This window comes from Rahnella perminowiae, assembly GCF_019049755.1.
In the GTDB taxonomy this organism is placed as follows: domain Bacteria; phylum Pseudomonadota; class Gammaproteobacteria; order Enterobacterales; family Enterobacteriaceae; genus Rahnella; species Rahnella perminowiae.
This window is the reverse complement of sequence record NZ_JAFMOS010000603.1, coordinates 1-26,540: the sequence shown is the minus strand read 5'-3', so window position 1 is coordinate 26,540 and position 26,540 is coordinate 1. Positions and strand designations below refer to the sequence as shown.

General features: G+C 50.0%; 25 protein-coding genes. 20 read left to right on the top strand and 5 right to left on the bottom strand.

What is annotated here, in order from left to right; all coding sequences use genetic code 11:
• The first annotated feature begins 86 nt into the window (after positions 1 to 86).
• The 17 genes from ispC (at position 87) to J1785_RS19000 (ending at position 20,948) form a co-directional block, all read left to right on the top strand.
• Positions 87 to 1,283, top strand: a complete 1,197-nt coding sequence (gene ispC / locus J1785_RS19080; protein ID WP_217137770.1) for a 1-deoxy-D-xylulose-5-phosphate reductoisomerase — start codon at positions 87 to 89, stop codon at positions 1,281 to 1,283.
• A gap of 277 nt (positions 1,284 to 1,560) precedes the next feature.
• Entirely contained in the window at positions 1,561 to 2,319 is a 759-nt protein-coding gene (ispU, locus tag J1785_RS19075; protein WP_129954978.1) for a (2E,6E)-farnesyl-diphosphate-specific ditrans,polycis-undecaprenyl-diphosphate synthase, read from the top strand.
• A 9-nt stretch (positions 2,320 to 2,328) separates the two neighbouring features.
• Positions 2,329 to 3,177 (top strand): phosphatidate cytidylyltransferase, encoded by an 849-nt coding sequence (gene cdsA / locus J1785_RS19070; protein ID WP_217220217.1) that lies wholly within the window; start codon positions 2,329 to 2,331, stop codon positions 3,175 to 3,177.
• A 43-nt stretch (positions 3,178 to 3,220) separates the two neighbouring features.
• On the top strand, positions 3,221 to 4,576 hold the full coding sequence (gene rseP, locus J1785_RS19065) for a sigma E protease regulator RseP (RefSeq protein WP_129954980.1): 1,356 nt from the start codon (positions 3,221 to 3,223) through the stop codon (positions 4,574 to 4,576).
• A 36-nt stretch (positions 4,577 to 4,612) separates the two neighbouring features.
• Positions 4,613 to 7,033 (top strand): outer membrane protein assembly factor BamA, encoded by a 2,421-nt coding sequence (gene bamA / locus J1785_RS19060; RefSeq protein WP_129954981.1) that lies wholly within the window; start codon positions 4,613 to 4,615, stop codon positions 7,031 to 7,033.
• A 152-nt stretch (positions 7,034 to 7,185) separates the two neighbouring features.
• Positions 7,186 to 7,683, top strand: a complete 498-nt coding sequence (gene skp, locus J1785_RS19055) for a molecular chaperone Skp (RefSeq protein WP_129954982.1) — start codon at positions 7,186 to 7,188, stop codon at positions 7,681 to 7,683.
• A gap of 2 nt (positions 7,684 to 7,685) precedes the next feature.
• Positions 7,686 to 8,708: a UDP-3-O-(3-hydroxymyristoyl)glucosamine N-acyltransferase gene (gene lpxD, locus J1785_RS19050; RefSeq protein WP_217137769.1), complete on the top strand. Its 1,023-nt coding sequence runs from the start codon at positions 7,686 to 7,688 to the stop codon at positions 8,706 to 8,708.
• Positions 8,709 to 8,855: 147 nt separating this feature from the next.
• Positions 8,856 to 9,311: a 3-hydroxyacyl-ACP dehydratase FabZ gene (gene fabZ / locus J1785_RS19045; RefSeq protein ID WP_095923207.1), complete on the top strand. Its 456-nt coding sequence runs from the start codon at positions 8,856 to 8,858 to the stop codon at positions 9,309 to 9,311.
• 3 nt (positions 9,312 to 9,314) lie between these two features.
• On the top strand, positions 9,315 to 10,103 hold the full coding sequence (gene lpxA, locus J1785_RS19040) for an acyl-ACP--UDP-N-acetylglucosamine O-acyltransferase (protein WP_129954984.1): 789 nt from the start codon (positions 9,315 to 9,317) through the stop codon (positions 10,101 to 10,103).
• Between the two features lie 18 nt (positions 10,104 to 10,121).
• Entirely contained in the window at positions 10,122 to 11,270 is a 1,149-nt protein-coding gene (gene lpxB / locus J1785_RS19035) for a lipid-A-disaccharide synthase (RefSeq protein ID WP_129992062.1), read from the top strand.
• Entirely contained in the window at positions 11,267 to 11,863 is a 597-nt protein-coding gene (gene rnhB, locus J1785_RS19030; protein WP_129954986.1) for a ribonuclease HII, read from the top strand. The genes lpxB and rnhB overlap by 4 nt, the downstream gene beginning before the upstream one ends.
• A gap of 83 nt (positions 11,864 to 11,946) precedes the next feature.
• Positions 11,947 to 15,429, top strand: a complete 3,483-nt coding sequence (gene dnaE / locus J1785_RS19025) for a DNA polymerase III subunit alpha (protein WP_217156945.1) — start codon at positions 11,947 to 11,949, stop codon at positions 15,427 to 15,429.
• 12 nt (positions 15,430 to 15,441) lie between these two features.
• Positions 15,442 to 16,401 (top strand): acetyl-CoA carboxylase carboxyl transferase subunit alpha, encoded by a 960-nt coding sequence (gene accA / locus J1785_RS19020; protein ID WP_013574209.1) that lies wholly within the window; start codon positions 15,442 to 15,444, stop codon positions 16,399 to 16,401.
• Positions 16,402 to 16,590: 189 nt separating this feature from the next.
• A complete protein-coding gene (locus tag J1785_RS19015; RefSeq protein ID WP_129954988.1) occupies positions 16,591 to 18,738 on the top strand; it encodes a lysine decarboxylase LdcC in 2,148 nt (715 codons plus the stop codon).
• An 86-nt stretch (positions 18,739 to 18,824) separates the two neighbouring features.
• Positions 18,825 to 19,214, top strand: coding sequence for a VOC family protein (locus J1785_RS19010; protein ID WP_217220216.1), 390 nt, complete (start codon positions 18,825 to 18,827; stop codon positions 19,212 to 19,214).
• A 7-nt stretch (positions 19,215 to 19,221) separates the two neighbouring features.
• Positions 19,222 to 20,562, top strand: coding sequence for a tRNA lysidine(34) synthetase TilS (gene tilS, locus J1785_RS19005; protein WP_217220215.1), 1,341 nt, complete (start codon positions 19,222 to 19,224; stop codon positions 20,560 to 20,562).
• A gap of 95 nt (positions 20,563 to 20,657) precedes the next feature.
• Positions 20,658 to 20,948, top strand: a complete 291-nt coding sequence (locus tag J1785_RS19000) for a c-type cytochrome (RefSeq protein ID WP_238483281.1) — start codon at positions 20,658 to 20,660, stop codon at positions 20,946 to 20,948.
• 66 nt (positions 20,949 to 21,014) lie between these two features.
• Here the strand turns inward: J1785_RS19000 and rof are convergent, their stop codons facing one another.
• The gene (rof, locus tag J1785_RS18995; protein WP_129992064.1) at positions 21,015 to 21,275 is read right to left on the bottom strand and encodes a Rho-binding antiterminator; all 261 of its coding nucleotides are present in this window, start codon (positions 21,273 to 21,275) and stop codon (positions 21,015 to 21,017) included.
• On the bottom strand, positions 21,262 to 21,462 hold the full coding sequence (locus J1785_RS18990; protein ID WP_129954993.1) for a YaeP family protein: 201 nt from the start codon (positions 21,460 to 21,462) through the stop codon (positions 21,262 to 21,264). Before J1785_RS18990 ends, rof begins: the two co-directional genes overlap by 14 nt.
• Positions 21,463 to 21,677: 215 nt before the next feature.
• On the opposite strand from J1785_RS18990, the gene J1785_RS18985 reads away from it, so the two are divergent.
• The 3 genes from J1785_RS18985 to nlpE all read left to right on the top strand — a co-directional run bounded on the left by J1785_RS18985 (position 21,678) and on the right by nlpE (position 23,397).
• Positions 21,678 to 22,238 carry a YaeQ family protein gene (locus tag J1785_RS18985; protein ID WP_129992065.1) on the top strand — a complete coding sequence of 187 codons (561 nt, stop codon included), beginning with the start codon at positions 21,678 to 21,680 and terminating at the stop codon, positions 22,236 to 22,238.
• Positions 22,239 to 22,243: 5 nt separating this feature from the next.
• Positions 22,244 to 22,654 carry an alternative ribosome rescue aminoacyl-tRNA hydrolase ArfB gene (arfB, locus tag J1785_RS18980; protein ID WP_129954995.1) on the top strand — a complete coding sequence of 137 codons (411 nt, stop codon included), beginning with the start codon at positions 22,244 to 22,246 and terminating at the stop codon, positions 22,652 to 22,654.
• 65 nt (positions 22,655 to 22,719) lie between these two features.
• Positions 22,720 to 23,397, top strand: coding sequence for an envelope stress response activation lipoprotein NlpE (gene nlpE, locus J1785_RS18975; protein WP_217220214.1), 678 nt, complete (start codon positions 22,720 to 22,722; stop codon positions 23,395 to 23,397).
• A 102-nt stretch (positions 23,398 to 23,499) separates the two neighbouring features.
• Here nlpE and proS read toward each other — a convergent pair whose 3' ends face one another.
• From proS to rcsF, 3 genes are all read right to left on the bottom strand, one after another.
• A complete protein-coding gene (gene proS / locus J1785_RS18970; RefSeq protein ID WP_129992067.1) occupies positions 23,500 to 25,218 on the bottom strand; it encodes a proline--tRNA ligase in 1,719 nt (572 codons plus the stop codon).
• A 119-nt stretch (positions 25,219 to 25,337) separates the two neighbouring features.
• Positions 25,338 to 26,045, bottom strand: coding sequence for a tRNA (N6-threonylcarbamoyladenosine(37)-N6)-methyltransferase TrmO (tsaA, locus tag J1785_RS18965; protein WP_129954998.1), 708 nt, complete (start codon positions 26,043 to 26,045; stop codon positions 25,338 to 25,340).
• The gene (gene rcsF, locus J1785_RS18960) at positions 26,042 to 26,449 is read right to left on the bottom strand and encodes an Rcs stress response system protein RcsF (RefSeq protein WP_129954999.1); all 408 of its coding nucleotides are present in this window, start codon (positions 26,447 to 26,449) and stop codon (positions 26,042 to 26,044) included. Before rcsF ends, tsaA begins: the two co-directional genes overlap by 4 nt.
• Positions 26,450 to 26,540: the final 91 nt, after the last annotated feature.

Genomic DNA, 26,540 nt, shown 5'->3' with positions numbered 1-26,540 from the left:
GGTTCGCACAATCTCATAGACAAGCCAGATAAGAGGTTTCAGACTGTGCACTTTCCAAATTTACGAGCGCTATTCCGGGCATTTTCATGAAAAAAATGACTATTCTTGGTTCGACAGGGTCTGTCGGCACCAGCACGCTTTCCGTTGTCCGGTCTAATCCTGACGATTTTTCCGTTAAAGCACTGGTTGCAGGGCGTAATGTTGACGTTATGGCGCAGCAGTGTCTCGAGTTTCACCCTGAATACGCTTCGATGGCGGATGAACCGTCTGCCCGCGCGCTGAGAGCCATTCTGGCAGAACACGCAAGCCGTACTGAGGTGCTTTCTGGCTCTGATGCTGCGGCTGAACTGGCTGCTCTTGATGATGTGGATCAGGTGCTGTCGGCTATAGTGGGTGCAGCGGGCTTGTTACCGACACTCGCCGCTGTGCGCGCAGGTAAACAGGTACTTCTGGCGAATAAAGAATCGCTGGTGACCTGCGGGCGCATTTTTATGGACGCAGTCCGCCAGAGTCAGTCTCAGCTATTGCCTATCGACAGTGAGCACAACGCGATTTTCCAGAGTTTGCCTGAATCTGTTCAGAAACAACTGGGATATGCTTCCCTCGAAAACCATGGGATCTCTCGCATTATTTTAACCGGATCCGGTGGCCCGTTCCGCGAATTGCCGTTGGATAAATTCCGTGATGTCACACCTGATCAGGCTTGTGCACATCCTAACTGGTCTATGGGACGTAAAATTTCCGTCGACTCAGCCACCATGATGAACAAAGGGCTGGAATATATTGAAGCCCGCTGGTTATTTAATGCCTCTGCGGCTGAAATGGAAGTGATTATTCATCCGCAATCTGTGATCCATTCCATGGTGCGTTATTGCGATGGTAGCGTGCTGGCTCAGTTGGGCTCACCGGATATGCGCACCCCGATTGCGCATGCGATGGCGTATCCGCACAGAGTCACAACCGAAGTCGAAGCGCTGGATTTTTGTAATATGGGTGCGATGACTTTCAGTGCACCGGATTACATCCGTTATCCTTGTTTGCAACTCGCTATTGAAGCCAGCAACACCGGTCAGGCAGCAACGACGGCACTGAATGCCGCAAATGAAATTTCAGTGGCTGCGTTCCTCAATGGCAAGATTCGTTTTACCGACATTGCTTTCCTGAATCGACAGGTGATGGAGCAGATAGTGAGTGCTGAACCTGATTCTGTTGAGGAAGTGTTGGAGATCGACGCACAGGCGAGAGCCAGTGCGTGTGAGAAACTTCATAGATTTGCGCTCTAAGGCTATTTTTGTACTTATGCAGCAGTTTGTTAGCATCACATTGAAATGGTATAGTCTGCGCCACACTGACAGTAGATTTGGCTTTTCAGAGCCTGAATGTTAAAGGTGGAATCGGTGATCTGTCTGTGTAAGCCGTGCCTGCAAGGGAGACACGGCTTTTTTGCGCGTGTAGTCGCATCAGCGACAGAAAGGTAGGCCGCCAGCGGGCGTCAGCCAGAAGAATGTTATGCCAGCCAGAAAACCGTTGTGTTCTGATAAAAGGAAATGAGTACGCGTTATGTCCCTCGAAAATCAACAGATGTCTGATATGTATTGCGCTCAGCCTCGCCATGTTGCCATTATCATGGACGGTAACGGACGCTGGGCAAAACGTCAGGGTAAAATGAGGGTGTTCGGTCATAAAGCGGGAGTGAAGTCGGTGCGCAAAGCGGTGAGTTTTGCTGCCAGTCATCATCTCGATGCACTCACGCTTTATGCCTTTAGCAGTGAAAACTGGAATCGTCCGGCTCAGGAAGTCTCTGCATTGATGGAGTTGTTTGTCCGTGCATTAGACAGTGAAATTAAAAGCCTGCATAAACATAATGTCAGGCTTCGGGTCATTGGCGATGTCAGTCGCTTTAGTGCTCGTCTGCAGGAACGCATTCGTCGTTCAGAAACACTTACTCAAAATAACGACGGACTTACCCTGAACATTGCTGCGAACTATGGTGGCCGATGGGATATTATTCAAGGCGTTAAAACGCTGGCGGGTCAGGTTGAAGCGGGCACACTGCGGGCAGAACAGATTACCGAAGAATTGCTGAATTCAGCGGTCTGTATGAGTGAACTGGCACCTGTCGATTTGGTGATCAGAACCGGTGGGGAACATAGGATCAGTAACTTTTTGCTGTGGCAAATTGCTTACGCGGAGCTCTATTTTACCGATGTCCTCTGGCCTGATTTTGATGAAAATACCTTTGAAGGTGCGCTGACGGCTTTTGCCCATCGTGAGCGCCGCTTCGGAGGGACTACACCTATCGGCGCTGATGCGTCCTAGGGAGAACATTTGCTGAAGTATCGCATTATCACAGCTCTGATTTTAATACCGATTGTTATTGCAGCACTCTTTTTGTTACCGCCTGTCGGTTTTGCCATCGTGACGTTAGTTGTGTGCATGTTGGCTGCGTGGGAGTGGGGACAACTGGCCGGTTTTGCAAGCCGTAATCAGCGCATATGGCTGGCTATATTATGTGGTTTTCTGCTGGCGGCGATGATGCTGAGCATTCCGGCTTACCAGCAAAGCGTGCATTTGTTGCAAGTCGCAGGCTCCTTATGGGCAGCGCTTGCCTGGTGGTGTCTGGCCCTGGTGCTGGTGGTTGGGTATCCGGCTTCGGCAGCCTTCTGGCGCCACTCTCGTATGCTGCGCTTGGTCTTTGGCATACTGACCATTGTGCCTTTCTTTTGGGGGATGGTCGCACTGCGCCAATACGGTTATGCGGAAAATCATCATACTGGCGCATGGTGGTTGTTATATGTGATGCTACTGGTCTGGGGGGCAGACTCCGGTGCTTACCTGTTTGGTAAATTACTGGGTAAGCATAAGCTTGCTCCTAAAGTATCCCCGGGAAAAACCTGGGAAGGGTTTACTGGCGGTCTTCTGACTTCAGCCCTGATAGCCTGGCTATTTGGCCGCTATGCGCCTCTTGATGTGGTACCTTCAACCTTATTAATTTGTTCCGTTGTGGCTGCACTGGCGTCTGTGCTGGGCGACCTGACGGAAAGTATGTTCAAACGCGAGGCAGGTATCAAAGACAGTGGTCATATGATCCCGGGTCATGGCGGTATACTGGACCGTATCGACAGCCTGACGGCTGCAGTCCCTGTATTCGCCTGTCTGATGCTGTTAGTGTATTAATCCGTCCATGACGGTAGAAGTTTTCTAAGGAATAGTTAGACATATGATGAACATACTCTGGAGCCTGGCCGCCTTTATCGTCGCATTGGGGGTGCTTATCACCGTGCACGAGTTCGGCCACTTCTGGGTTGCTCGTCGTTGTGGTGTCCGTGTTGAACGTTTTTCTGTCGGGTTTGGACGTGCGCTATGGCGCCGTACTGACCGTCAGGGGACCGAGTATGTTCTGGCCATCATTCCGCTCGGGGGCTACGTTAAGATGCTCGACGAGCGTGTCGAGGCAGTCGCGCCTGAATTTCGTCACCAATCTTTCAATAACAAAAAAATCTGGCAACGTGCTGCTATCATCAGTGCCGGACCTGTCGCTAATTTCATTTTTGCGGTTTTTGCTTACTGGCTGGTTTTCGTCATCGGCGTGCCGAGCGTGCGTCCTGTCGTGGCAAATGTCACTGTCAATTCAGTTGCCGCACAATCCAATATTTCGCCCGGAATGGAACTAAAATCTGTTGCTGGTATCGAAACGCCTGATTGGGATTCAGTTCGCATGGCGTTAATGGGCGAAATTGGTGATGATCAAACGACGGTTGGCGTGGCGCAATTTGGCTCGTCCCAGGTCGTTGAGAAAACCCTGGATCTGCGTCAATGGCACTTTGATCCTGAAAAGCAGGATCCCGTGGTATCTCTGGGTATGATTCCGAGAGGGCCGCAGATAGAATCTGTTCTGCAGGAGGTGCAGCCAGATTCAGCCGCTCAAAAGGCGGGTTTGCAAGCCGGGGACAGGATCGTTAAAGTCGATGGTCAGATTCTGGAAAGTTGGCAGTCTTTTGTCATCCAGGTAAGGGACAATCCGGGTAAACCCATCGCGCTGGAGGTTGAAAGGGCAGGAAATCCTGTCACGTTAACACTGACGCCGGACACGAAGTCCGCAGGCAAAGGCAAAATACAGGGTTTTGCTGGTGTGGTACCGAAGGTGATACCGCTGCCTGATGAGTATAAAACAATCCGTCAGTATGGTCCGTTTGTGGCGTTTTATGAAGCCGGGGATAAAACCTGGCAACTGATGAAACTCACTGTGAGCATGCTGGGTAAGTTAATTACCGGAGATGTGAAGCTGAACAATCTGAGTGGCCCAATCTCCATCGCACAGGGCGCAGGAATGTCAGCTGAATATGGTTTGGTGTCTTATCTCACGTTTTTGGCGCTCATTAGCGTCAATCTGGGGATCATCAACCTCTTCCCATTACCGGTATTAGATGGTGGACACCTGCTGTTTCTCGCAATAGAAAAGCTTAAGGGTGGGCCAGTTTCCGAGCGAGTTCAGGACTTCAGTTACCGCATTGGTTCAGTTTTGCTGGTGTTGTTGATGGGGCTTGCACTTTTCAATGATTTCTCCCGTCTTTAAGACCGGAGATTAGGTTAGGAAGAACGCATAACAACGATGGCGATCAAAAAGTTGCTCATAGCGTCGCTGCTGTTTGGCAGCGCCACCGTATACGGTGCAGACGGTTTCGTAGTGAAAGATATTCATTTCGAAGGCCTGCAGCGAGTTGCCGTCGGTGCGGCGTTACTCAATATGCCGGTTCGCGTCGGTGATACGGTGACTGACGATGATATCAGTAATACCATCCGTGCTTTGTTTGCCACTGGCAACTTTGAGGACGTTCGTGTCCTGCGCGATGGTAATTCTCTGATTGTTCAGGTCAAAGAACGTCCAACCATTGCCAGCATTACTTTCTCCGGTAACAAATCGGTGAAAGATGACATGCTCAAGCAAAACCTGGAGGCCTCTGGCGTCCGTGTTGGCGAAGCTCTTGACCGTACAACCATCGGTAGCATCGAGAAAGGTCTCGAAGACTTCTATTACAGCGTCGGTAAATACAGTGCATCGGTAAAAGCGGTTGTGACCCCATTGCCACGTAACCGTGTTGATCTGAAGCTGGTCTTCACCGAAGGTGTTTCTGCGAAAATTCAGCAGATCAACATTGTGGGTAACCATGCCTTCACAACCGATGATTTGATTTCACGCTTCCAACTGCGTGATGAAGTGCCATGGTGGAACGTAGTCGGTGACCGTAAATATCAGAAACAAAAACTCGCGGGTGACCTTGAAACCTTGCGCAGTTTTTATCTGGATCGCGGTTATGCCCGTTTCAACATTGATTCGACTCAGGTCAGCCTGACGCCGGACAAAAAAGGCATCTATATTACGCTCAACATTACAGAAGGTGAGCAATACAAACTTTCTGGCGTTGAAGTAACGGGCAGCATGGCTGGTCACTCGGCAGAAGTTCAAAGCCTGACTAAAATTGATAAGGGCGAGTTGTATAACGGCGCCAAAGTCACCAAAATGGAAAACGACATTAAGCAGATGCTGGGTCGTTATGGCTATGCTTATCCTCGTGTGACGACTCAGCCAGAAATTAATGATGCAGACAAAACCGTCAAACTGCATATCAACGTTGATGCGGGAAACCGTTTCTACGTTCGTCATATCCGGTTTGAAGGCAATGACACCAGTAAGGACAGCGTACTTCGCCGTGAAATGCGTCAGATGGAAGGAGCCTGGTTGGGCAACGATCTGGTCGATAAAGGTAAAGAGCGTCTGAACCGTCTGGGCTACTTCGAAACCGTGGATGTAGATACACAGCGTGTTCCAGGTTCCCCTGATCAGGTTGATGTCGTCTACAAAGTGAAAGAACGTAACACGGGTAGCTTTAACTTTGGTGTGGGTTACGGTACTGAGAGTGGTGTCAGCTTCCAGGTAGGCGTCCAGCAGGATAACTGGCTGGGTACAGGTAATTCCGTTGGCATCAGCGGGACTAAAAATGACTACCAGACATATGCAGAATTCACTATCACTGACCCTTACTTCACGGTCGATGGTGTAAGTCTGGGCGGCCGCATCTTCTATAACGACTTTAAAGCAGATGATGCAGACCTCTCCAGCTATACCAACAGAAGTTACGGTATTGGCGGTAATCTTGGTTTCCCAATCAATGAGAACAACTCATTGCGGTTAGGGATAGATTACGTCCATAACGATCTGTCCAATATGGAGCCACAGATCGCCATGTTCCGTTATCTGAACTCTGTCGGGCTAAAACCGCCGGTGACCACCAGTGACAATGCGGATGCTGACTTCAGTGCGAATGACTTCTTTGCCAATCTCGGCTGGGGTTATAACAATCTCGACCGCGGCTACTTCCCGACATCCGGGACGAAAGCCAGCCTGAACGGTAAAGTGACTGTCCCTGGTTCTGATAACGAATACTACAAAATTACATTTGATTCAACCAGTTATATGCCACTGAATCAGGACCGTGATTGGGTGCTGATGGGCCGTGCGCGTGCAGGTTACGCAGATGGTCTTGGGGGTAAAGAAGTTCCGTTCTACGACAACTTCTATGCTGGCGGTTCAAGCAGTGTTCGTGGTTTCCAATCGAATACCATTGGTCCTAAAGCGGCATATTACAAGTGTACTACGGCTAATACGTCTTACAGTGGCTGTCCGATTGATAATTCAAACGACGCAGTTGGCGGTAACGCAATGGCAGTATTGAGTGCGGAATTGATTGTTCCTACTCCATTTGTTAGTGAGAAATACGCTAACTCATTGCGTACTTCCCTGTTCGTGGACAGCGGTACTGTGTGGGATACAGGTTGGGAAAATACGCCGCAGACATTGGCAGCTGGTGTTCCTGATTACAGTAAACCAGGTAATATTCGTGTTTCTTCAGGTCTTGCGTTGCAGTGGATGTCTCCACTTGGACCATTGGTGTTCTCCTACGCACAACCGGTCAAGAAATATGAAGGCGATAAGGCAGAACAGTTCCAGTTTAACATTGGTAAAACCTGGTAACGTTCTGTCAGGGCAGAAGTTGTTCAGCGGAATCGCAATGGCCTGATGAAAAATCTCATACACGGGTTTCGGCCCGTGTATTGTTTTCGTATCAGGTGTTTTGTGTAATTTAATGTGCCACATGGCACAACGGGTGATGGAAGGAGTTTATAGTGAAAAAGTGGTTATATGCCGCAGGCCTCGGTTTAGTTATGGCTTCTTCAGCTAGCGTTCAGGCTGCTGATAAAATTGCTATCGTTAACGTAGCAAGTATTTTCCAACAAATGCCTGCGCGTGAAGCTGTAGCAAAGCAACTGGAAAACGAGTTCAAAAGCCGTGCGACAGATTTGCAATCTCAGGAACGTGATCTGCAAACCAAAATGCAACGTCTGCAACGTGATGGCTCTACAATGAAAGCCAGTGAACGTTCTAAACTTGAAAAAGACGTGATGGCTCAGCGTGAAGCGTTCTCTGCTAAAGCGCAGCAATTCGATCAAGACAACCGTCGTCGTCAGGGCGAAGAACGTAACAAAATTCTGAGCCGTATTCAGGACGCTGTGAAAACTGTAGCAAGTAAAGAAGGTTATGACGTTGTTATCGATGCTAATGCCATTGCATATGCTGACAATAGCAAAGACATTACTGCTGATGTGCTGAAACAGGTTAAATAAACATGTCTTCAATTCGACTGGCTGATCTCGCACAGCAGTTGGATGCACAATTGCACGGTGATGGCGAAATTGCCATCACCGGCGTTGCTTCAATGCATTCCGCACACTCTGAGCAAATCACGTTTTTATCAAACAGCCGTTACCGTGAACAGTTGGCTTCCTGCAATGCAGGTGCCGTAGTGTTGACCGAAGCGGATCTGCCATTTTGCCCGACAGCGGCATTAGTGGTTAAAAACCCTTACCTGACGTACGCCCGGATGGCGCAATTGCTGGATACCACGCCAGCACCGGCACAGGATATCGCAGCGAGTGCGGTGATTTCAGACAGTGCAACACTAGGTAAGAATGTCTCGGTTGGCGCAAATGCAGTCATCGAATCAGGCGTTGCATTGGGTGACAACGTTGTCATCGGTGCAGGTTGCTTTATCGGTAAAGAGGCAAAAATCGGCGCAGGCACACGGTTGTGGGCCAATGTTTCTATTTATCACCGCGTTGAAATCGGTGAGCAGTGTCTGATTCAGTCAGGTACCGTGATCGGTGCTGATGGTTTTGGTTATGCCAACGATCGTGGCAACTGGGTCAAAATTCCACAGCTGGGGACTGTCATTATCGGTGACCGCGTTGAAATCGGTGCCTGTACCACGATTGACCGTGGTGCACTCGACGACACCATCATTAGCAATGGCGTTATCATTGATAACCAATGTCAGATTGCACACAACGTCGTGATTGGAGACAATACGGCAGTTGCTGGCGGTGTTATTATGGCCGGTAGCCTGAAAATTGGGCGCTACTGCCAGATCGGCGGAGCCAGTGTTATCAATGGTCACATGGAGATTTGTGATCAGGCTGTAGTGACGGGAATGGGAATGGTAATGCGACCAATCACTGAACCTGGGGTATACTCCTCCGGTATCCCATTACAGCCGAATAAAGTTTGGCGTAAGACGGCTGCATTGGTAATGAATATCGACGAGATGAATAAGCGCCTGAAAGCTGTCGAGCGTAAAATCGAAAAAGATTAATTACCACCTACGGTGCTGCTTTGTGTTCCCTTCGTTGAGTGAACCTGCGACATACGTTCCTATTTGCGGCCTGCCTGATGACCTTCTTTTAGGGTCTGGCAGGCCGTGTTATTGATGCCATCAGTTTTTATAGACAGGAAGAGTATTTTGACTACTGACACTCATACTCTGCGTATTGAAGAGATACTGGATTTACTGCCACACCGTTACCCGTTCTTGCTGGTTGATCGCGTGTTGGATTTTGAAAAAGGGAAATTTTTGCGCGCTGTGAAAAACGTTTCTTTTAATGAACCGTTCTTCCAGGGCCACTTTCCAGGCAAACCGATTTTCCCTGGCGTTTTAATTCTGGAAGCGATGGCTCAGGCTACTGGCATTCTGGCGTTTAAAAGCGTGGGGAAACTGGAGCCTGGCGAACTGTATTATTTTGCAGCAATCGACGATGCACGCTTTAAACGTCCGGTCTTGCCGGGTGACCAGATGGTTCTGGAAGTTGAATTCATTAAAGAGCGTCGTGGCGTTGCTCGTTTCAAAGGTGTCGCGAAAGTCGATGGTGAGATCGCTTGCGAGGCATCAATGATGTGCGCCCGTCGCCGGGAGTCTTAATACATGATTGATAATACCGCCTTTATTCATCCAAGCGCTATTGTTGAAGACGGTGCCATTATTGGTGCCGGAGTTCATATCGGTCCTTTCTGCTACGTGGGGTCTCAGGTAGAAATTGGTGAAGGTACCGAGCTTAAATCACACGTAGTTCTTAATGGCGTGACCAAAATTGGTCGCGATAACCGCATTTTTCAGTTTGTTTCTATTGGTGAAATTAACCAGGATCTGAAATATGCCGGTGAACCAACACGCGTTGAAGTTGGCGATCGCAACAATATTCGTGAGAGCGTTACCATTCATCGTGGTACTGTTCAGGGCGGTGGTCTGACAAAAGTGGGCAGTGATAACCTGTTGATGGTTAACGCACATATTGCCCATGATTGTGTCATTGGAAATCGCTGTATTTTGGCGAACAACGCGACCCTGGGTGGTCACGTTGAGGTGGATGATTTTGCGATCATTGGCGGTATGACGGCGGTACATCAGTTCTGTATTATCGGTGAGCATGTGATGGTTGGGGGATGTTCCGGGGTGGCTCAGGACGTTCCTCCGTTTGTCATTGCGCAAGGTAACCATGCGACACCTTTCGGCATCAATATCGAAGGGCTTAAGCGCCGTGGTTTCGAAAAAGCCGATCTGCATGCTATCCGTAATGCTTATAAGTTACTGTATCGCAGTGGTAAAACACTGGAAGAAGCACAACCGGAAATCGCTGCTATCGCGGCTGAATTCCCGAAAGCTAAACCATTCAGTGACTTCTTTGCGCGTTCAACGCGTGGCATTATTCGCTGATCTGCGCTACGGAAAACAATGCAAAAGCCTGTTCTGACAATTGGCCTGGTGGCCGGTGAAACGTCCGGTGATATTCTTGGCGCCGGGCTGATTCGAGCCTTGAAGAAGCATCATCCTGATGCCCGTTTTGTTGGGGTCGCGGGTCCGCTGATGCAGGCGGAAGGATGCGAAGCCTGGTACGAAATGGAAGAACTGGCGGTGATGGGCGTGGTGGAAGTTCTTGAACGACTGCCACGTCTGTTGAAAATCCGCAAAGATCTGACCAAACGCTTTAGCGAGCTGAAGCCTGATGTATTTGTGGGCATCGATGCCCCGGATTTCAACATCACGCTGGAAGGTCGTTTGAAGCAGCGCGGTATCCGCACTATTCATTATGTCAGCCCGTCTGTCTGGGCCTGGCGCCAAAAGCGCGTTTTCAAAATCGGGAAAGCCACTGATCTGGTTTTGGCATTTCTGCCTTTTGAAAAAGCGTTTTATGACAAATTCAATGTTCCTTGTCGTTTCATTGGTCATACGATGGCCGATGCAATGCCGTTGCATCCGGACAAACAGGCTGCACGTTTGTCACTCGGTATTCCAGAGGATGTACACTGTCTGGCGTTATTGCCGGGAAGCCGCCATGCAGAAGTAGAAATGCTCAGCGCGGATTTTCTGAAAACAGCCTTACAGCTGCGGCAAACATATCCTGATTTACACATCGTAGTGCCGTTGGTCAATGCCAAACGTCGCGGGCAGTTTGAGCGAATTAAGGCTGAGATTGCGCCTGACTTACCTGCGCATTTACTGGATGGCAAAGGTCGGGAAGCGATGATTGCCAGTGATGCTGCTTTGCTGGCATCAGGAACAGCAGCGCTTGAATGTATGCTGGCCAAATGTCCGATGGTGGTGGGTTACCGTATGAAGCCTTTCACTTTCTGGCTGGCTGAGCGTCTGGTGAAAACGCCCTATGTTTCGTTGCCAAACTTGCTGGCACGACGGGAAATTGTCACCGAATTACTGCAAACTGAATGTGTGCCGGACAAGCTTTCCGCCGCCTTGCTGCCGTTACTGGCAGGGGGGGAGAAAAGTCAGGCACTGCGTGAGACATTCCTTGAATTACATGAAAGTATTCGTCGTGACGCAGATGAACAGGCTGCTCAGGCTGTCATGGAGCTGGCAAACCGATGAACGATGTATTTATCTATCCACAAGCCGTTTGTATCGCCGGCGTGGATGAAGTAGGGCGCGGCCCGTTAGTCGGTGCCGTTGTCACCGCTGCCGTGATTCTTGATCCCGCGAATCCGATTACCGGGCTGGCAGATTCAAAAAAACTCTCCGAAAAACGCCGCGAGGCGTTATATATCGAAATCAAAGAGAAAGCACTGGCCTGGAGTCTCGGGCGCGCTGAGCCGCATGAAATTGATGAACTGAATATTTTGCATGCCACCATGCTGGCCATGCAAAGAGCTGTTGCCGGTTTATGCATTACGCCTGATATGGTGCTGATTGATGGTAACCGTTGTCCTGCACTTCCGATGGCCTCCCAGGCGGTAGTAAAAGGGGACAGTAAAGTCGCTGAAATCAGCGCCGCTTCTATTCTGGCTAAAGTCACCCGCGACCGTGAAATGGTTGAACTGGATCTTCAGTTCCCCGAATATGGTTTTGCGAAGCACAAAGGCTATCCGACGCCGGTGCACCTTGAAAGTCTTGCCCGTCTTGGAGCCACTACACACCACCGCCGAAGTTTCTCTCCGGTGAAACGCGCGCTCGGGCTGGCATAACGTATCATTTGTCCCTGCCCGTTTTTATTGCTAAAAAAGACAGGCACACAAACCCTTAATTCACTCATTTCTGGACTCTGGATATGGCCGAACCTCGTTTTATTCATCTGCGTGTACATAGCGACTATTCCATGGTGGATGGGCTTGCGAAGGTAGGCCCGCTGGTGAAATGCGCAGCGTCACTCGGCATGCCTGCTCTGGCGATTACCGATTTCACTAACTTGTGCGGACTGGTTAAGTTTTACGGCGCGGCACACGGCGCGGGCATAAAACCGATTATCGGTGCAGATGTGAATGTCCAAAGCGAAATCCTGGGTGATGAACTGGCACAGCTGACGGTTCTGGCGATGAATAATCAGGGCTACCAGAACCTGACGTTATTAATTTCCAGAGCGTATCAGCGCGGTTACGGCGCCGCCGGCCCGATCGTTGATCTCGAATGGCTGGCAGAACTGAATGAAGGTCTCATCCTGCTCTCCGGCGCGAGAATGGGTGATGTCGGTAAGTTTCTGACCCGCGGAAATGATCTGCAAGTCAGCCAGTGCCTGGATTTCTATCAGCAGTATTTCCCCGATCGCTATTATCTCGAATTGATCCGCACCGGCCGTGCAGACGAAGAAAACTATCTGCATGCGGCAGTCGCCCTGGCGACCGAACGTGGTTTGCCAGTAGTGGCAACCAACGATGTACGCTTTATGGTGCCGGGTGATTTTGATGCTCATGAGATTCGTGTCGCGATCCACGATGGCTTTACGCTCGATGATCCTAAACGTCCGCGAAATTACACATCTCAGCAATATATGCGCAGTGAAGATGAGATGTGCGAGTTGTTTGAGGATGTGCCTGAAGCGCTGCAAAACAGTGTGGAAATCGCCAAACGTTGTAATGTGACCATCCGTCTGGGTGAGTATTTTCTGCCGCAGTTCCCGACCGGTGATATGACCACCGAAGATTTTCTGGTCGAAAAATCAAAAATCGGACTGGAAGAACGCCTTGAGTTTTTATTCCCGGATCCGCAAGTGCGCGCACAAAGACGCCCTGAATATGACGAGCGTCTGGACATCGAACTTAAAGTTATTAACCAGATGGGTTTCCCCGGTTACTTCCTGATCGTAATGGAATTCATCCAGTGGTCGAAAGACAACAGCGTGCCTGTCGGGCCGGGGCGCGGTTCCGGTGCAGGTTCTCTCGTGGCGTATGCCCTGAAAATCACCGATCTGGATCCGCTCGAGTTTGACCTGCTGTTCGAACGTTTCCTTAATCCTGAACGTGTTTCCATGCCCGACTTTGACGTCGACTTCTGCATGGAAAAACGCGACCGTGTCATCGATCACGTGTCAGAAATGTATGGCCGCGAAGCGGTCTCGCAGATCATCACTTTCGGTACGATGGCGGCCAAAGCGGTAATCCGCGATGTGGGCCGGGTTCTGGGTCATCCTTATGGTTTCGTTGACCGCATTTCCAAACTGGTGCCCCCTGATCCTGGGATGACGCTTGAAAAAGCATTTGCCGCTGAGCCGCAATTACCAGAGATCTACGAAGCTGACGAAGAAGTTAAGTCGCTTATCGACATGGCGCGTCAGCTTGAAGGTGTCACCCGTAACGCCGGTAAACATGCCGGTGGTGTGGTGATTGCGCCCACCAAAATTACCGACTTTGCGCCACTGTATTGCGATGCCGAAGGTAACCATCCGGTCACGCAGTTCGATAAAAATGACGTGGAATACGCAGGACTGGTGAAATTCGACTTCCTCGGCCTGCGCACGCTGACCATCATCGACTGGGCACTGGAGATGATCAACGCCCGCCGGGCGAAAGCCGGTGAGGCACCGCTGGACATTGCGGCCATCCCGCTGGATGACAAAAAAAGCTTCGACATGCTGCAACGCTCGGAAACCACGGCGGTATTCCAGCTTGAATCACGTGGTATGAAGGATTTGATCAAACGTCTGAAGCCTGACAGCTTTGAAGATATGATCGCACTGGTGGCGCTGTTCCGCCCGGGCCCGTTGCAGTCCGGCATGGTGGATAACTTTATTGACCGCAAACACGGTCGCGAAGAGATTTCCTACCCGGATATCCAGTGGCAGCATGAATCGCTGAAACCTGTGCTGGAGCCGACCTACGGCATTATCCTGTATCAGGAACAGGTTATGCAGATTGCGCAGGTTCTGGCCGGTTACTCACTGGGTGGCGCGGACATGCTCCGCCGTGCGATGGGTAAGAAAAACCCGGTGGAGATGGCCAAACAGCGTGGTGGCTTTGAAGAAGGGGCCAAATCTCGCGGTATTGACGGCGAACTGGCGATTAAAATCTTCGATCTGGTAGAGAAATTTGCCGGTTACGGTTTTAACAAATCTCACTCAGCGGCTTATGCTTTAGTGTCGTATCAGACGCTGTGGCTGAAAGCGCACTATCCGGCGGAATTCATGGCAGCGGTAATGACGGCTGATATGGATAACACCGAAAAGGTGGTCGGACTGGTGGATGAATGCTGGCGTATGGGGCTGAAAATTTTGCCGCCTGATATCAACAGCGGCCTTTATCATTTCCACGTCAACGATGAAGGCGAAATTGTTTACGGCATCGGCGCGATTAAAGGCGTGGGTGAAGGCCCGATTGAAGCCATTATTGAAGCGCGTAACGAAGGTGGCTATTTCAAAGAACTGTTTGATCTTTGCGCGCGTGCTGACGTCAAAAAGCTTAATAAACGTATCCTCGAAAAGCTGATTATGTCCGGGGCGTTTGACCGTCTGGGACCCCATCGTGCCGCGCTGATGAGTTCCTTAAGCGACGCACTGAAAGCCGCAGATCAACATGCTAAAGCTGAGGCAATTGGTCAGGTTGATATGTTTGGTGTGCTGGCAGAAGCACCTGAGCAGGTTGAGAAATCTTACGCGAATGTAATGCCATGGCCGGAACAAACGGTTCTGGATGGCGAACGTGAGACGCTCGGTCTGTATCTGACCGGCCATCCTATTACCCAATATTTGAAAGAAATTGAACGTTATGGCGGTGGCCAGCGTTTGAAAGATATGCACCCGACGGAACGGGGCAAAATGACCGTCGCGGTCGGGCTTGTCCTTGCTGCACGCGTGATGGTCACCAAACGGGGTAACCGTATTGGGATCTGTACACTTGACGACCGTTCCGGTCGTCTTGAAGTCATGTTGTTCACTGAAGCATTGGAAAAATTCCAGCATTTATTGGAAAAAGACCGTATCCTTATCGCCACAGGACAGGTCAGCTTTGATGACTTCAGTGGCGGGCTTAAAATGATGGCCCGCGATATAATGGACATCAGTGAAGCACGGGAAAAATATGCTCGCGGTCTTGCTATCTCGCTGACTGACAGGCAAATTGATGACCAGCTTTTGAACCGTCTCCGCCAATCGTTGGAACCTCATCGATCGGGGACGATACCAGTGCATCTGTATTACCAACGAGAAAACGCAAGAGCCCGGCTACGATTCGGGGCGTCATGGCGTGTTACGCCAACGGACAAACTATTGCTGGATTTGCGAGGCCTGGTCGGTACAGAGCAGGTGGAACTGGAATTTGACTAAAATAGGAATGCTATGAGTCTGAATTTTCTTGATTTTGAACAGCCGATTGCGGAACTGGAAGCGAAAATTGACTCGCTGACTGCAGTCAGCCGTCAAGACGAAAAATTAGATATTAATCTGGACGAAGAAGTTGCACGCTTGCGCGAGAAAAGCGTTGAACTGACTCGTAAGATTTTCTCTGATCTGGGTGCCTGGCAAATTGCCCAACTGGCACGCCATCCTCGTCGCCCTTATACGCTCGATTACATCAAACATATCTTCACTGATTTTGATGAACTGGCGGGTGATCGTGCATTCGCAGACGATAAAGCTATCGTTGGCGGTATCGCCCGTTTGGGTGAACGTGCTGTGATGATCATTGGTCATCAGAAAGGCCGTGAAACGAAAGAGAAAATTCGTCGTAACTTCGGTATGCCCGCTCCCGAGGGGTATCGCAAAGCGTTACGTCTGATGGAAATGGCTGAGCGTTTCAAACTGCCAATTATCACCTTTATCGACACGCCGGGTGCATATCCGGGCGTGGGTGCTGAAGAACGTGGTCAGTCTGAAGCGATCGCCCGTAACCTGCGCGAAATGTCTCGTCTGAACGTCCCGGTTATCTGTACCGTTATTGGTGAGGGCGGTTCCGGTGGCGCACTGGCTATCGGCGTGGGCGATAAAGTTAACATGCTGCAATACAGCACCTATTCGGTTATCTCACCGGAAGGTTGTGCGTCAATTCTGTGGAAGAGCGCGGATAAAGCCCCTCTTGCTGCGGAAGCGATGGGCATCATTGCACCGCGTCTGAAAGAACTGAAACTGATCGACTCCGTTATCCCTGAACCATTGGGCGGCGCTCACCGTAACGTAGAAGCAATGGCGGCTTCCCTGCGTGCACAGCTGGAAGCTGACCTCAGTGATCTTGATGTTCTGAGTACAGAAGAACTGCGTAACCGTCGTTATCAGCGTCTGATGACTTACGGCTACTGCTGATCTTGTTCGTTATTTCAAAAGGCCACGCAAAGCGTGGCCTTTTTTATTGTCCGTTTTCATCGCTGGATCTTTCCAGCATTCTTAAATATTCCTCCATTCACTGTAAACGCATCGGTAAAGGGTACACAGCAGGTACTAACCGTGTTTCTATAATTACCTGAGAGAATAAACAACAGAAGGATTTGTCAGATGAATATTATCGCTATCATGCGCCCGGAAGGGGCTTACTACAAAGACGAGCCGATCCGTGAACTGGATAGTGCGCTGACGCTTCTTGGTTTTCAGGTCATTTATCCACGTGACCGCGCAGATCTGCTCAAACTCATCGAAAATAATGCCCGTATTTGCGGCGCAATTTTTGACTGGGATCAGCACAGTGAAGAGCTGTGTACAGCCATTAATGAGCTGAATGAATATCTGCCGCTGTACGCTTTCATCAATACGCATTCAACGCTTGATGTGGACGTTAATGAAATGCGTATGGTGCTCTATTTCTTTGAATATGCCCTGAGTGCGGCTGAGGATATTGCCAAACGCATCCGCCAGTACACTGATGAATACATCGATACCATTACGCCACCGCTGACTAAAGCGCTATTTACATATGTTGAAGAAGGGAAATATACTTTTTGTACGCCCGGCCATATGGCCGGTACAGCGTTTTTAAAAAGCCCTGTCGGAACGTTGTTCTATGATTTCTTCGGGGCCAAAACACTGAAAGCCGATGTGTCGATTTCTGTGACGGAGCTTGGCTCCCTGCTTGACCACACGGGGCCGCATCTCGAGGCGGAGGAATATATCGCCCGCACTTTCGGTGCCGAGCAAAGTTATATCGTTACTAATGGCACTTCAACAGCCAATAAAATCGTCGGAATGTATGCGGCACCGGCGGGCAGTACGGTACTGATTGACCGCAACTGTCATAAATCGCTCGCCCATCTGATGATGATGACCAATATCGTACCGGTTTATTTGCGGCCCAATCGCAACGCGTATGGCATTCTTGGCGGAATTCCTAAGCGTGAATTCACCCGCGAAAGTATCGAAGAGAAAATTGCGCAGACCGCGGGCGCTACCTGGCCTGTCCACGCCGTGATCACTAACTCTACCTACGACGGCTTGCTGTACAACACAGATTACATCAAAAGCACACTGGATGTTCCGTCGATTCATTTCGATTCCGCATGGGTGCCATACACTAATTTTCATCCGATTTATGACGGTAAAAGCGGAATGAGCGGCGAGCGCATTCCGGGGAAAGTCATTTACGAAACACAATCAACGCACAAACTACTGGCAGCTTTCTCGCAGGCCTCAATGATTCACATTAAGGGCGATTACAATGAAAGTACCTTTAATGAAGCTTATATGATGCACACTACAACATCGCCTAATTACGGTATTGTGGCTTCCGCAGAAACGGCCGCCGCGATGTTGCGTGGTAATCCAGGACGACGTCTCATTAACCGTTCGGTTGAACGTGCACTACATTTCCGTAAAGAGATCCAGCGGTTACGCGAAGAAACTGAGGGTTGGTTCTTTGATATCTGGCAGCCTGAGCATATTGATGAGGCCGAGTGCTGGCCATTGAATCCTGATCAGAACTGGCATGGTTTTGCGCACGCAGATGCCGATCATATGTTTCTGGATCCGATCAAAGTGACGATCCTGACACCAGGCATGGATGAAACAGGTAAGCTGGAAGAGGAGGGGATCCCGGCGGCGCTGGTAGCTAAATTCCTGGATGAACGTGGGGTAGTTGTTGAAAAAACAGGCCCGTACAATCTGCTTTTCCTGTTCAGTATCGGCATTGATAAAACCAAATCTATGAGTCTGATGCGCGGCCTGACGGATTTTAAGCGCAGTTATGATCTTAACCTGCGCATTAAAAATATGCTGCCGGATTTATATGCGGAAGATCCTGATTTTTATCGCAATATGCGTATTCAGGATCTGGCGCAAGGGATCCATAAACTGATTGTTCGTCACGATTTGCCACGCTTAATGCTGGAGGCGTTTGATGTGCTGCCGGAAATGAAAATGACGCCCTACGAAATGTTCCAGCATCAGGTTCGTGGCCATGTTGATGAATGCGACATTGACGAACTGGTCGGCAAAGTATCAGCAAACATGATCCTGCCTTATCCGCCGGGAGTACCGGTGGTGATGCCGGGAGAGGTGATCACGGAAGAAAGCCGCGCCGTGCTCGATTTCCTGATCATGCTTTGCTCGATAGGCGAGCGTTATCCCGGCTTTGAAACCGATATTCATGGAACGCGGCTCACAGAAGACGGACGATATCTGGTCAAAGTCTTAAAGCTTCCGGAAGCCAGCTAGCAAACTGCCCTCTTCAGGAGGGCTTTTTATTGACGTGTCCGGATGCGCTGAGTAACGTGCAGATCATAAATCAACAGGACATGACTATGCTTAACCTTCGCCAGATCCACCACATCGCCATCATTGGCGCTGATTATCAGGCCAGCAAACACTTCTATTGTGACATTCTCGGGTTCACGTTGCTGGGTGAGTTTTACCGTGAGGAACGCGATTCCTGGAAAGCCGATCTTGCGCTCCAGGGTCAATACACCATTGAGCTATTCAGCTTCCCGCATCCACCCGCCCGGCCAAGTCATCCTGAGGCATGCGGATTACGTCATCTGGCGTTCAGCGTTGAAAATATTGACCAGTCCGTTTCCGCACTTACCGAAGCGGGTATTATCTGTGAGCCCGTGAGAACCGATCCTCACACCGGTAAAAAATTCACTTTCTTCAACGATCCTGATGGCTTGCCGCTGGAACTGTACGAAGCCTGATAATCTTATGAATTCAAAACCGGCGACATTTCTTTTACAACACCTGCACAATAAAATCGGTGATGCACGAAAACTTTGCGTGGCGTTCAGTGGCGGGCTGGATTCTTCCGTGCTGCTCGCTGGCCTGGCAGAATTACGCGACAAAGCGTTGCCGGAGATCAGGCTGCGTGCATTGCATATCCATCACGGATTAAGCCGGTTTGCTGATGACTGGGTCGCGCACTGCCAGACATTTTGTCTGCAGCGAGATATCCCTTTCTCCGTGATTAAAGTGCAGGTCAATGCGCAGGATGGTGGGATCGAAGCGGCGGCACGAACGGCACGCTATCAGGCATTCTCTGAAAGCCTGACGGCCGGTGAAGTGCTACTGACAGCACAGCACCTGAATGACCAATGCGAAACCTTTATGCTGGCGCTTAAACGCGGGAGCGGGCCTGCTGGTCTCTCGGCGATGAGCGCGGACAGTTCGGCTCAGGGATATCGTTTGTTACGGCCTTTACTTGATCTAAGTCGTAACCAGCTTGAGGCTTACGCCACGCAGCATCAGCTTGCCTGGATCGAAGACGACAGCAACCGGGATTCACGCTTTGATCGTAACTTTTTGCGGCTGGATATTTTGCCTGATCTTTATGCCCGCTGGCCTCACTTTGCTCAGGCTACAGCCCGCAGCGCGTTACTTTGCGCAGAGCAGGAAGCATTGCTGGATGAATTACTCAGTGAATCTTTGAAAACACTCACTGACCAGCAAGGCAGTTTGTCGGTAGACGGGCTGAGACATGTCTCGGCGGTGAGGCGCTCTGCGTTATTACGACGTTGGCTGGGAGCATGTGGCGCAAGAATGCCTTCGCGTGAGCAATTGCAGAGAATATGGGACGAAGTCGCTTTAAGTCGCGAAGATGCGCAGGCGCAGTTAGTGCTGGGGAAAATGATGGTCCGGCGTTTCCGTCAGCGTCTGTATGTATTGCCGGAACACCAGCCTCTTAAAGATCAGATCCTCTGTTGGGATCCGGTCGAAAAACTGGTGCTGCCAGACGGTCTGGGTTGTCTGATAGCGGATCATGTTCTTACCGCGCAGACGGCTGATTGTTTGATCCGCCAGCCACGTGCTGATGAAAAGATCACTGTGCGATTTCAGGTACAGGGAATTATCGAAAAGGTCGGGCGGGATCGTGCCCGTCAGGCAAAAAAATTGTGGTCTGAATTAGGTGTACCGCCATGGGAGCGGGATCGTATTCCTTTGATTTATTATAATGATCAACTGATGGCTGCACCGGGTTGGTTTACTACCCGCCAGTCTCTTACTGAAAATAACGAAGCGTTATGGCGGATCGTCTGGTCAGCTGCGTAATAAACAAAAGAGCACTTTATTGGGGCTGTGGTCATTTGCCTGAGGGAATAGTGATGCAAGTCGGGGAAAGAACGGTGGCAGGAATCGCGCTGTTAATGTTAATCACTTCACCTGCCCTGGCAGGCGGAAACGTGACTGACGGGCAGTCTAAATCAGCCAGTTGTGCGGCATGCCACGGTGTAGCGGGTAAAGCTGTTAATTCGATTTACCCTAATCTGGCAGGGCAAAATGAAGATTATCTGGCGCTTTCGTTGCATGCTTATAAGAAAGGTGAGAGAAGTGGCGGGCAGGCGGGTGTGATGCAGGCTTTCAGTTCGTCATTATCTGATGAGGATATCAGTGATTTGTCGGCCTATTACGCCAGTCTGACACCGCTGCAAAAATAAGCTTATCGTAAAATGCAAACGGGCAATCCTGAGATTGCCCGTGAGTTAAATTGACGATCGTTATCGCTATTCAGCGCTGACGACAACGGTGCCAATTTCCGGATGGCTAAAGCTTTCAATGTGATCCAGACGAAGATCCCGTTGTTCGCCGTTGACCTCAACCACCAGATATTCCACTTTTTTACGCATTAACAGATCGTTGGCTTTTGCCTCAACGACTTCTCCGCTACGCATCTTCAGCGTCAAAACCAGATGATGCTGGCAGGCGAGCTCAAGATTATCGTAGTCATCACAATTGATGGGTTGGTACTCATCATTCATCGACATAATCGCTCACCAATAAGTTAGCGGCGGCGTAGGCCGCCTGATCCCTAACGGAAGACGGAAGGTCAGCATTCGCTGCGACTTCGTCCAATGCTTTCAATACACAGCCCAATGCATCGGGCACATATCCGAGATCGCCGCTGGCGATTTCAGAATATTTACGGCGTACCAACTCACAGTATCGTTGCATAAGTTCTCCCTAAAAAGCGTATCCCTCTGAGGAAAGCGCAGAAAGATAAGCTCTCAGTATTTACCGACTATAGCACAGGAGAGTGTGAGTTATTAGCAGGCCTGTAAAGGTAAATCGTTTGTGTAAAACCATTATTGAGGATGACCATCGGGGGAAAACTGGTCGCGGCAGGATGCTTTCAAGTACACTGTGCGTCTATTATCAAGGGGTTTACCATGGCGTTAAAAGCAACCATTTATAAAGCAGCGGTCAACATCGCTGATATGGATCGTAATTTCTTTCATGACGCCAGCCTGACTCTGGCACAGCATCCTTCCGAAACAGAACAGCGCATGATGCTGCGCCTGCTGGCATGGATTTATCATGCTGACGAACGACTGACTTTTACCCGCGGATTAAGTGCAGAGGACGAACCCGAAATCTGGCGTAAGAATGATCACAATGGCATCGAACTGTGGGTCGAATTAGGACTACCCGATGAGAAGCGTCTGAAAAAAGCCTGTAACCAATCGCGCGAAGTCGTGCTTTACGCGTATGGTGAGCGTGCGGCAAAAGTCTGGTGGTCACAAATGGAGGGGAAAGTCAGAGGTTTTGAGAACCTGCGTATCCGTTATTTAGAAGATGAGTTGCTCAATCAGTTGACCGCTTTTGGCAACCGTACCATGAACTTACAGGCGACTTTGCAGGACGGAACTATTTGGCTTTCTGATGCTCAGAGTAATTTAGAAATTCATTTTTCTGAATGGAAAGAGTCTGTTGTTAAAGAAGCAAGGTAAGCAGTGTGTTAATTCTTTCCGGAAAACTGGAAATACCCGACAGCGAAATCGAATTAACCGCGATTCGCGCTCAGGGTAACGGCGGCCAGAACGTCAATAAAACATCAACGGCCATCCATTTGCGCTTTGATATTAAAGCGTCGAGTTTGCCAGAATACTATAAAGAGCGGTTACTGGCGTTTAATCATCATTCTGTTACTGCCGACGGCTGGGTCATTATCAAGGCTCAGGAATACCGGAGTCAGGAGATGAATCGTGAAGCGGCTTTGACCCGGCTGGGAGCATTGATTTCCCAGGCGATGGTGGTAGAAAAAACGCGTCGTGCGACGAAACCAACCCGCGGGTCTAAAATTCGCCGGGTAGAAAGTAAGGTTCGCAAGGGTGCGACGAAAGCATTACGGGGCAAAATACGTTAGCCCTAAATTCGTGTTGCAGGACAATTTTTATCGCAGCACCAGGAAAAAGCAGTAGGGGAGAAACTGTGAAAAAAATCATTATTAGTGCAGTGCTGGCGCTCGGGGCGTTATCATTGTTCGGTTGTCATACTGCCGCCTTCAATCATGAAAAACCTTTGCAGGCTATGCAGCAGAGTTACAGCGGCGTATTGCCGTGTGCTGATTGCAGTGGTTTGAAGACGTCGTTATTCCTGCAACAGGATGGTACTTACATTCTTCAGGAGAAATATCAGGGCAGCAAAGAGGGCGATCAGGTATTTGCCAGTTATGGACGTTGGGCACGGACTGCCGACAAATTGGTGCTGACTGGCAACAAGGGTGATAAACGTTATTTCCATCCGAAAGATGAAAATCTGGAAATGCTGGACATGAGCGGTGAGCCTATAACTTCTCAGTTCAACTATACATTGAAGCCGGTGCAGCAACATTTGCCTCAGACGCCGATGGCAATGAATGGAATGATGCAATACAGCGCAGACGTTGCCTCGTTTAAAGATTGTGTGACCGGTAAAGTGTTCCCGATGTCGGCAAACCAGTCACTGGAAGAAGGCTACCTTACGGCACGCAAAGCACCGAATCAGCTGGTCTTCCTTTCTATGGATGGCCATTTCATGACGGAACCGTCAATGGAAGAAGGGCAGATGCAGAACGCTGTCGTGGCAGATAAAAATGTCAAATTTGACGCCACGAAGTCCTGCCCTTAATAGCGCACACCGTTTTTTAATAACGCAAGCCTGGCTCAACAGCATCAATAAAAATGCCCGCTTAAGCGGGCATTTTTTATGGCAAACAATTGTTATCCGATCTTAACGCGGGATCTGACTCAGCAGATATTCAATGATATCGCTTTGTTTGATCATCTGCTTTTCGCCGGTGCGACGGTTTTTGTATTCCAGCTCTTCTGCATCCAGATTACGATCACCAATCACCACCTGATGCGGCACACCGATCAGTTCCATATCTGCAAACATGACGCCCGGACGTTCTTTACGATCGTCGAGGATCACATCGATACCGTGTGAACGCAGTTCTTTATACAACGCCTCTGCCGCATCTTTCACGCGGAAGGATTTGTGCATGTTCATTGGCAAAATAGCGACCTGGAACGGAGCGATAGCATCCGGCCAGATAATGCCACGGTCATCATGGTTCTGTTCAATCGCCGCAGCGACCACGCGGGTCACGCCGATACCGTAACAACCCATGGTCATTACCTGATTACGGCCATCTTCGCCCTGAACGGTCGCATTCATCGCTTCTGAATATTTAGTTCCGAGCTGGAAGATATGACCGACTTCGATACCGCGTTTGATAACTAAAGTACCCTGGCCATCCGGACTTGGATCACCAGCAACGACGTTACGGATATCGGCAACTTCTGGCAGCGCAACATCACGATCCCAGTTAATCCCAAAGTAATGCTGACCATCGATGTTAGCACCTGCGCTAAAATCGCTCATGGCGGCGACGGAACGGTCAGCAACAACTGGCATCGGCAAGTTCACCGGACCCAGTGAACCCGGACCAGCAGCAACGATTTCACGAATTTCAGCTTCCGTTGCGAAAGTCAGTGGTACAGCAACTTGTGGCAATTTTTCCGCTTTGATTTCGTTCAGCTCATGATCACCACGAACCAGCAGCGCCACCAGTTTATGGCCACTTTCCGCTGTTGCGTGAACCATCAGCGTTTTCACGGTTTTCTCAACCGGCACCTGGAACTGTTCAGTCAGTTCAGCGATGGTTTTGGCATTGGGTGTTTCAACAACACGCATTGCTTCGGTTGCTGCAGCGCGCGGAGTCGCCGGAGCCAGCGCTTCAGCGAACTCAATGTTAGCCGCGAAATCCGAAGAGTCCGAGAACACGACATCATCTTCGCCGCTTTGTGCCAGGACCTGGAATTCATGAGATGCGCTGCCGCCGATAGAACCGGTATCCGCCATCACGGCACGGAAATCCAGGCCCATGCGGTTGAAGATCTGGCTGTAGGCTGCGTACATTGCATCGTAAGTTTCCTGCAAAGATTCCTGTGTTGTGTGGAACGAGTAGGCATCTTTCATCAGGAATTCACGGGAACGCATCACACCAAAGCGCGGACGAACTTCGTCACGGAATTTGGTCTGGATCTGGAAGAAGTTCAGTGGCAATTGCTTGTACGAACTGACTTCATTACGGATCAAATCAGTGATGACTTCTTCATGGGTCGGGCCCAGAACAAATGGACGATCGCCACGGTCAACAAAACGCAACAACTCCGGACCGTATTGTTCCCAACGTCCGCTCTCCTGCCATAAATCGGCGGGCTGAACTACCGGCATCGACACTTCAATGGCGTTCGCGTTGTTCATTTCTTCGCGTACGATGTTTTCAACTTTCTTGAGAACGCGTAAGCCGGTCGGCATCCAGGTATACAAGCCTGAGGCCAGTTTACGAATCATTCCCGCGCGCAGCATCAGCTGGTGGCTGATAACTTCTGCGTCGGCTGGCGTCTCTTTCAGTGTAGAGAGCAGATATTGAGTAGTACGCATGATGTTGTTGGTTCCGTTAGCACTGCAAATTGCAATCGGGCTGCCATGAGCAGCCAAAACGTGAAAAGTGGTTTAGTTTACCAGCGAGTTGCTATTGTCAAAAGAGACGCAGAGGAAATTTAGTTTTTGTCGAGAGACAATACCTGATTCACTGAGCCTGAGACCCGCCAGCGGACGTTAAACTCCAGCAAGCGAACGGCATAATCGCGCTCTGCGGCTTCACCCTTGCGATAAGCCGGGCGGGGATCTTGCCCTAAAACCTGCGTGATGAATCGACGCAGATGTGGGTATTGATGCGTATGTTGGGTAATTTGCTGTTCTGCCTGAGGTAAAAATTCGACCGGCATATTGGCATCGGGGGCATGCTGGGCAAAACCTGCGCGTGCATCAGGATGGCTTTCTGCAAAGGGAAGGTAAGGCTTGATGTCCACGACAGGCGTGCCGTCTACTAAATCCAGACTGCCAAGCTGCAGAATGACATCCTGGCCCTGACAGCGGATCCCTTTCAGTTCAATCAGAGACATTCCGAGCGGGTTCGGCCGGAAAGTTGAACGGGTGGCGAATACACCGGTACGCGCGTTACCGCCCAAACGTGGCGGGCGGACCGTCGGACGCCATCCGCCTTCCATCGTCTGATGAAAAATAAACATCACCCATAAATGACTGAACTCTTCCAGCCCGCGGACGGCTTCAGGCTGGTTATAAGGTGCATGCAGATGTAATTCGCCGCCACCGTCCTGAATCAATCCGGGCTGGCGCGGAACAGCAAACTTCTCTTTATAGGGCGAGTGAATGGTCCCTATTTGCTCAAAAGAAAATGAGGTCATTTAAACGTGACGTTCAGGGCAGAACCCTGACAAATTGCCTGCTGGAAACAGCCAGGCACGCCGCTGATAATCTGGCACTGATGCAACAACACGGCATTGGCTTTCATATAGGATGCGCGGGTCAGCATTCTCTTCCGTGCCGCAGCCAGGCTTGGTGGCGTATCATTTTGAGCACTCTGGCAAGATTCGCCGGAGACTTCGCCAAGATCACGGAACGGGGTTCCAACTAAAGCTTCTGCATCTTTATAGAGCTTTACAGGAGCGGGGCGCACTGGTGCCGGCTTGGGTTTGACAGGTTTTGGTTCTTCTTTAACAACAGGCGCAGGGGGTGTTGGCTGTGTGTGTTGAGTCAGGGAACAACCCGCCAGCAAAAGTGCCGACAAACAGAGAGGTAAAGCACGCATGGTATATCCTCTGCTTTTTAATATGTTTACAGGAAAGAATGTGGCGTTATTGAACCAAGGTATTGAGGAAATAACAAGGCGGGCATATGCC

What these genes read in the sequence shown, in the direction of transcription:
- ispC (WP_217137770.1), top strand. Translation starts at nt 87, where the DNA reads ATGAAAAAAATGACTATTCTTGGTTCGACAGGGTCTGTCGGCACCAGC.
- ispU (WP_129954978.1), top strand. Translation starts at nt 1,561, where the DNA reads ATGTCCCTCGAAAATCAACAGATGTCTGATATGTATTGCGCTCAGCCT.
- rseP (WP_129954980.1), top strand. Translation starts at nt 3,221, where the DNA reads ATGATGAACATACTCTGGAGCCTGGCCGCCTTTATCGTCGCATTGGGG.
- bamA (WP_129954981.1), top strand. Translation starts at nt 4,613, where the DNA reads ATGGCGATCAAAAAGTTGCTCATAGCGTCGCTGCTGTTTGGCAGCGCC.
- lpxD (WP_217137769.1), top strand. Translation starts at nt 7,686, where the DNA reads ATGTCTTCAATTCGACTGGCTGATCTCGCACAGCAGTTGGATGCACAA.
- lpxA (WP_129954984.1), top strand. Translation starts at nt 9,315, where the DNA reads ATGATTGATAATACCGCCTTTATTCATCCAAGCGCTATTGTTGAAGAC.
- lpxB (WP_129992062.1), top strand. Translation starts at nt 10,122, where the DNA reads ATGCAAAAGCCTGTTCTGACAATTGGCCTGGTGGCCGGTGAAACGTCC.
- rnhB (WP_129954986.1), top strand. Translation starts at nt 11,267, where the DNA reads ATGAACGATGTATTTATCTATCCACAAGCCGTTTGTATCGCCGGCGTG.
- dnaE (WP_217156945.1), top strand. Translation starts at nt 11,947, where the DNA reads ATGGCCGAACCTCGTTTTATTCATCTGCGTGTACATAGCGACTATTCC.
- accA (WP_013574209.1), top strand. Translation starts at nt 15,442, where the DNA reads ATGAGTCTGAATTTTCTTGATTTTGAACAGCCGATTGCGGAACTGGAA.
- J1785_RS19015 (WP_129954988.1), top strand. Translation starts at nt 16,591, where the DNA reads ATGAATATTATCGCTATCATGCGCCCGGAAGGGGCTTACTACAAAGAC.
- J1785_RS19010 (WP_217220216.1), top strand. Translation starts at nt 18,825, where the DNA reads ATGCTTAACCTTCGCCAGATCCACCACATCGCCATCATTGGCGCTGAT.
- tilS (WP_217220215.1), top strand. Translation starts at nt 19,222, where the DNA reads ATGAATTCAAAACCGGCGACATTTCTTTTACAACACCTGCACAATAAA.
- J1785_RS19000 (WP_238483281.1), top strand. Translation starts at nt 20,658, where the DNA reads ATGTTAATCACTTCACCTGCCCTGGCAGGCGGAAACGTGACTGACGGG.
- rof (WP_129992064.1), bottom strand. Translation starts at nt 21,275, where the DNA reads ATGTCGATGAATGATGAGTACCAACCCATCAATTGTGATGACTACGAT.
- J1785_RS18990 (WP_129954993.1), bottom strand. Translation starts at nt 21,462, where the DNA reads ATGCAACGATACTGTGAGTTGGTACGCCGTAAATATTCTGAAATCGCC.
- J1785_RS18985 (WP_129992065.1), top strand. Translation starts at nt 21,678, where the DNA reads ATGGCGTTAAAAGCAACCATTTATAAAGCAGCGGTCAACATCGCTGAT.
- proS (WP_129992067.1), bottom strand. Translation starts at nt 25,218, where the DNA reads ATGCGTACTACTCAATATCTGCTCTCTACACTGAAAGAGACGCCAGCC.
- tsaA (WP_129954998.1), bottom strand. Translation starts at nt 26,045, where the DNA reads ATGACCTCATTTTCTTTTGAGCAAATAGGGACCATTCACTCGCCCTAT.
- rcsF (WP_129954999.1), bottom strand. Translation starts at nt 26,449, where the DNA reads ATGCGTGCTTTACCTCTCTGTTTGTCGGCACTTTTGCTGGCGGGTTGT.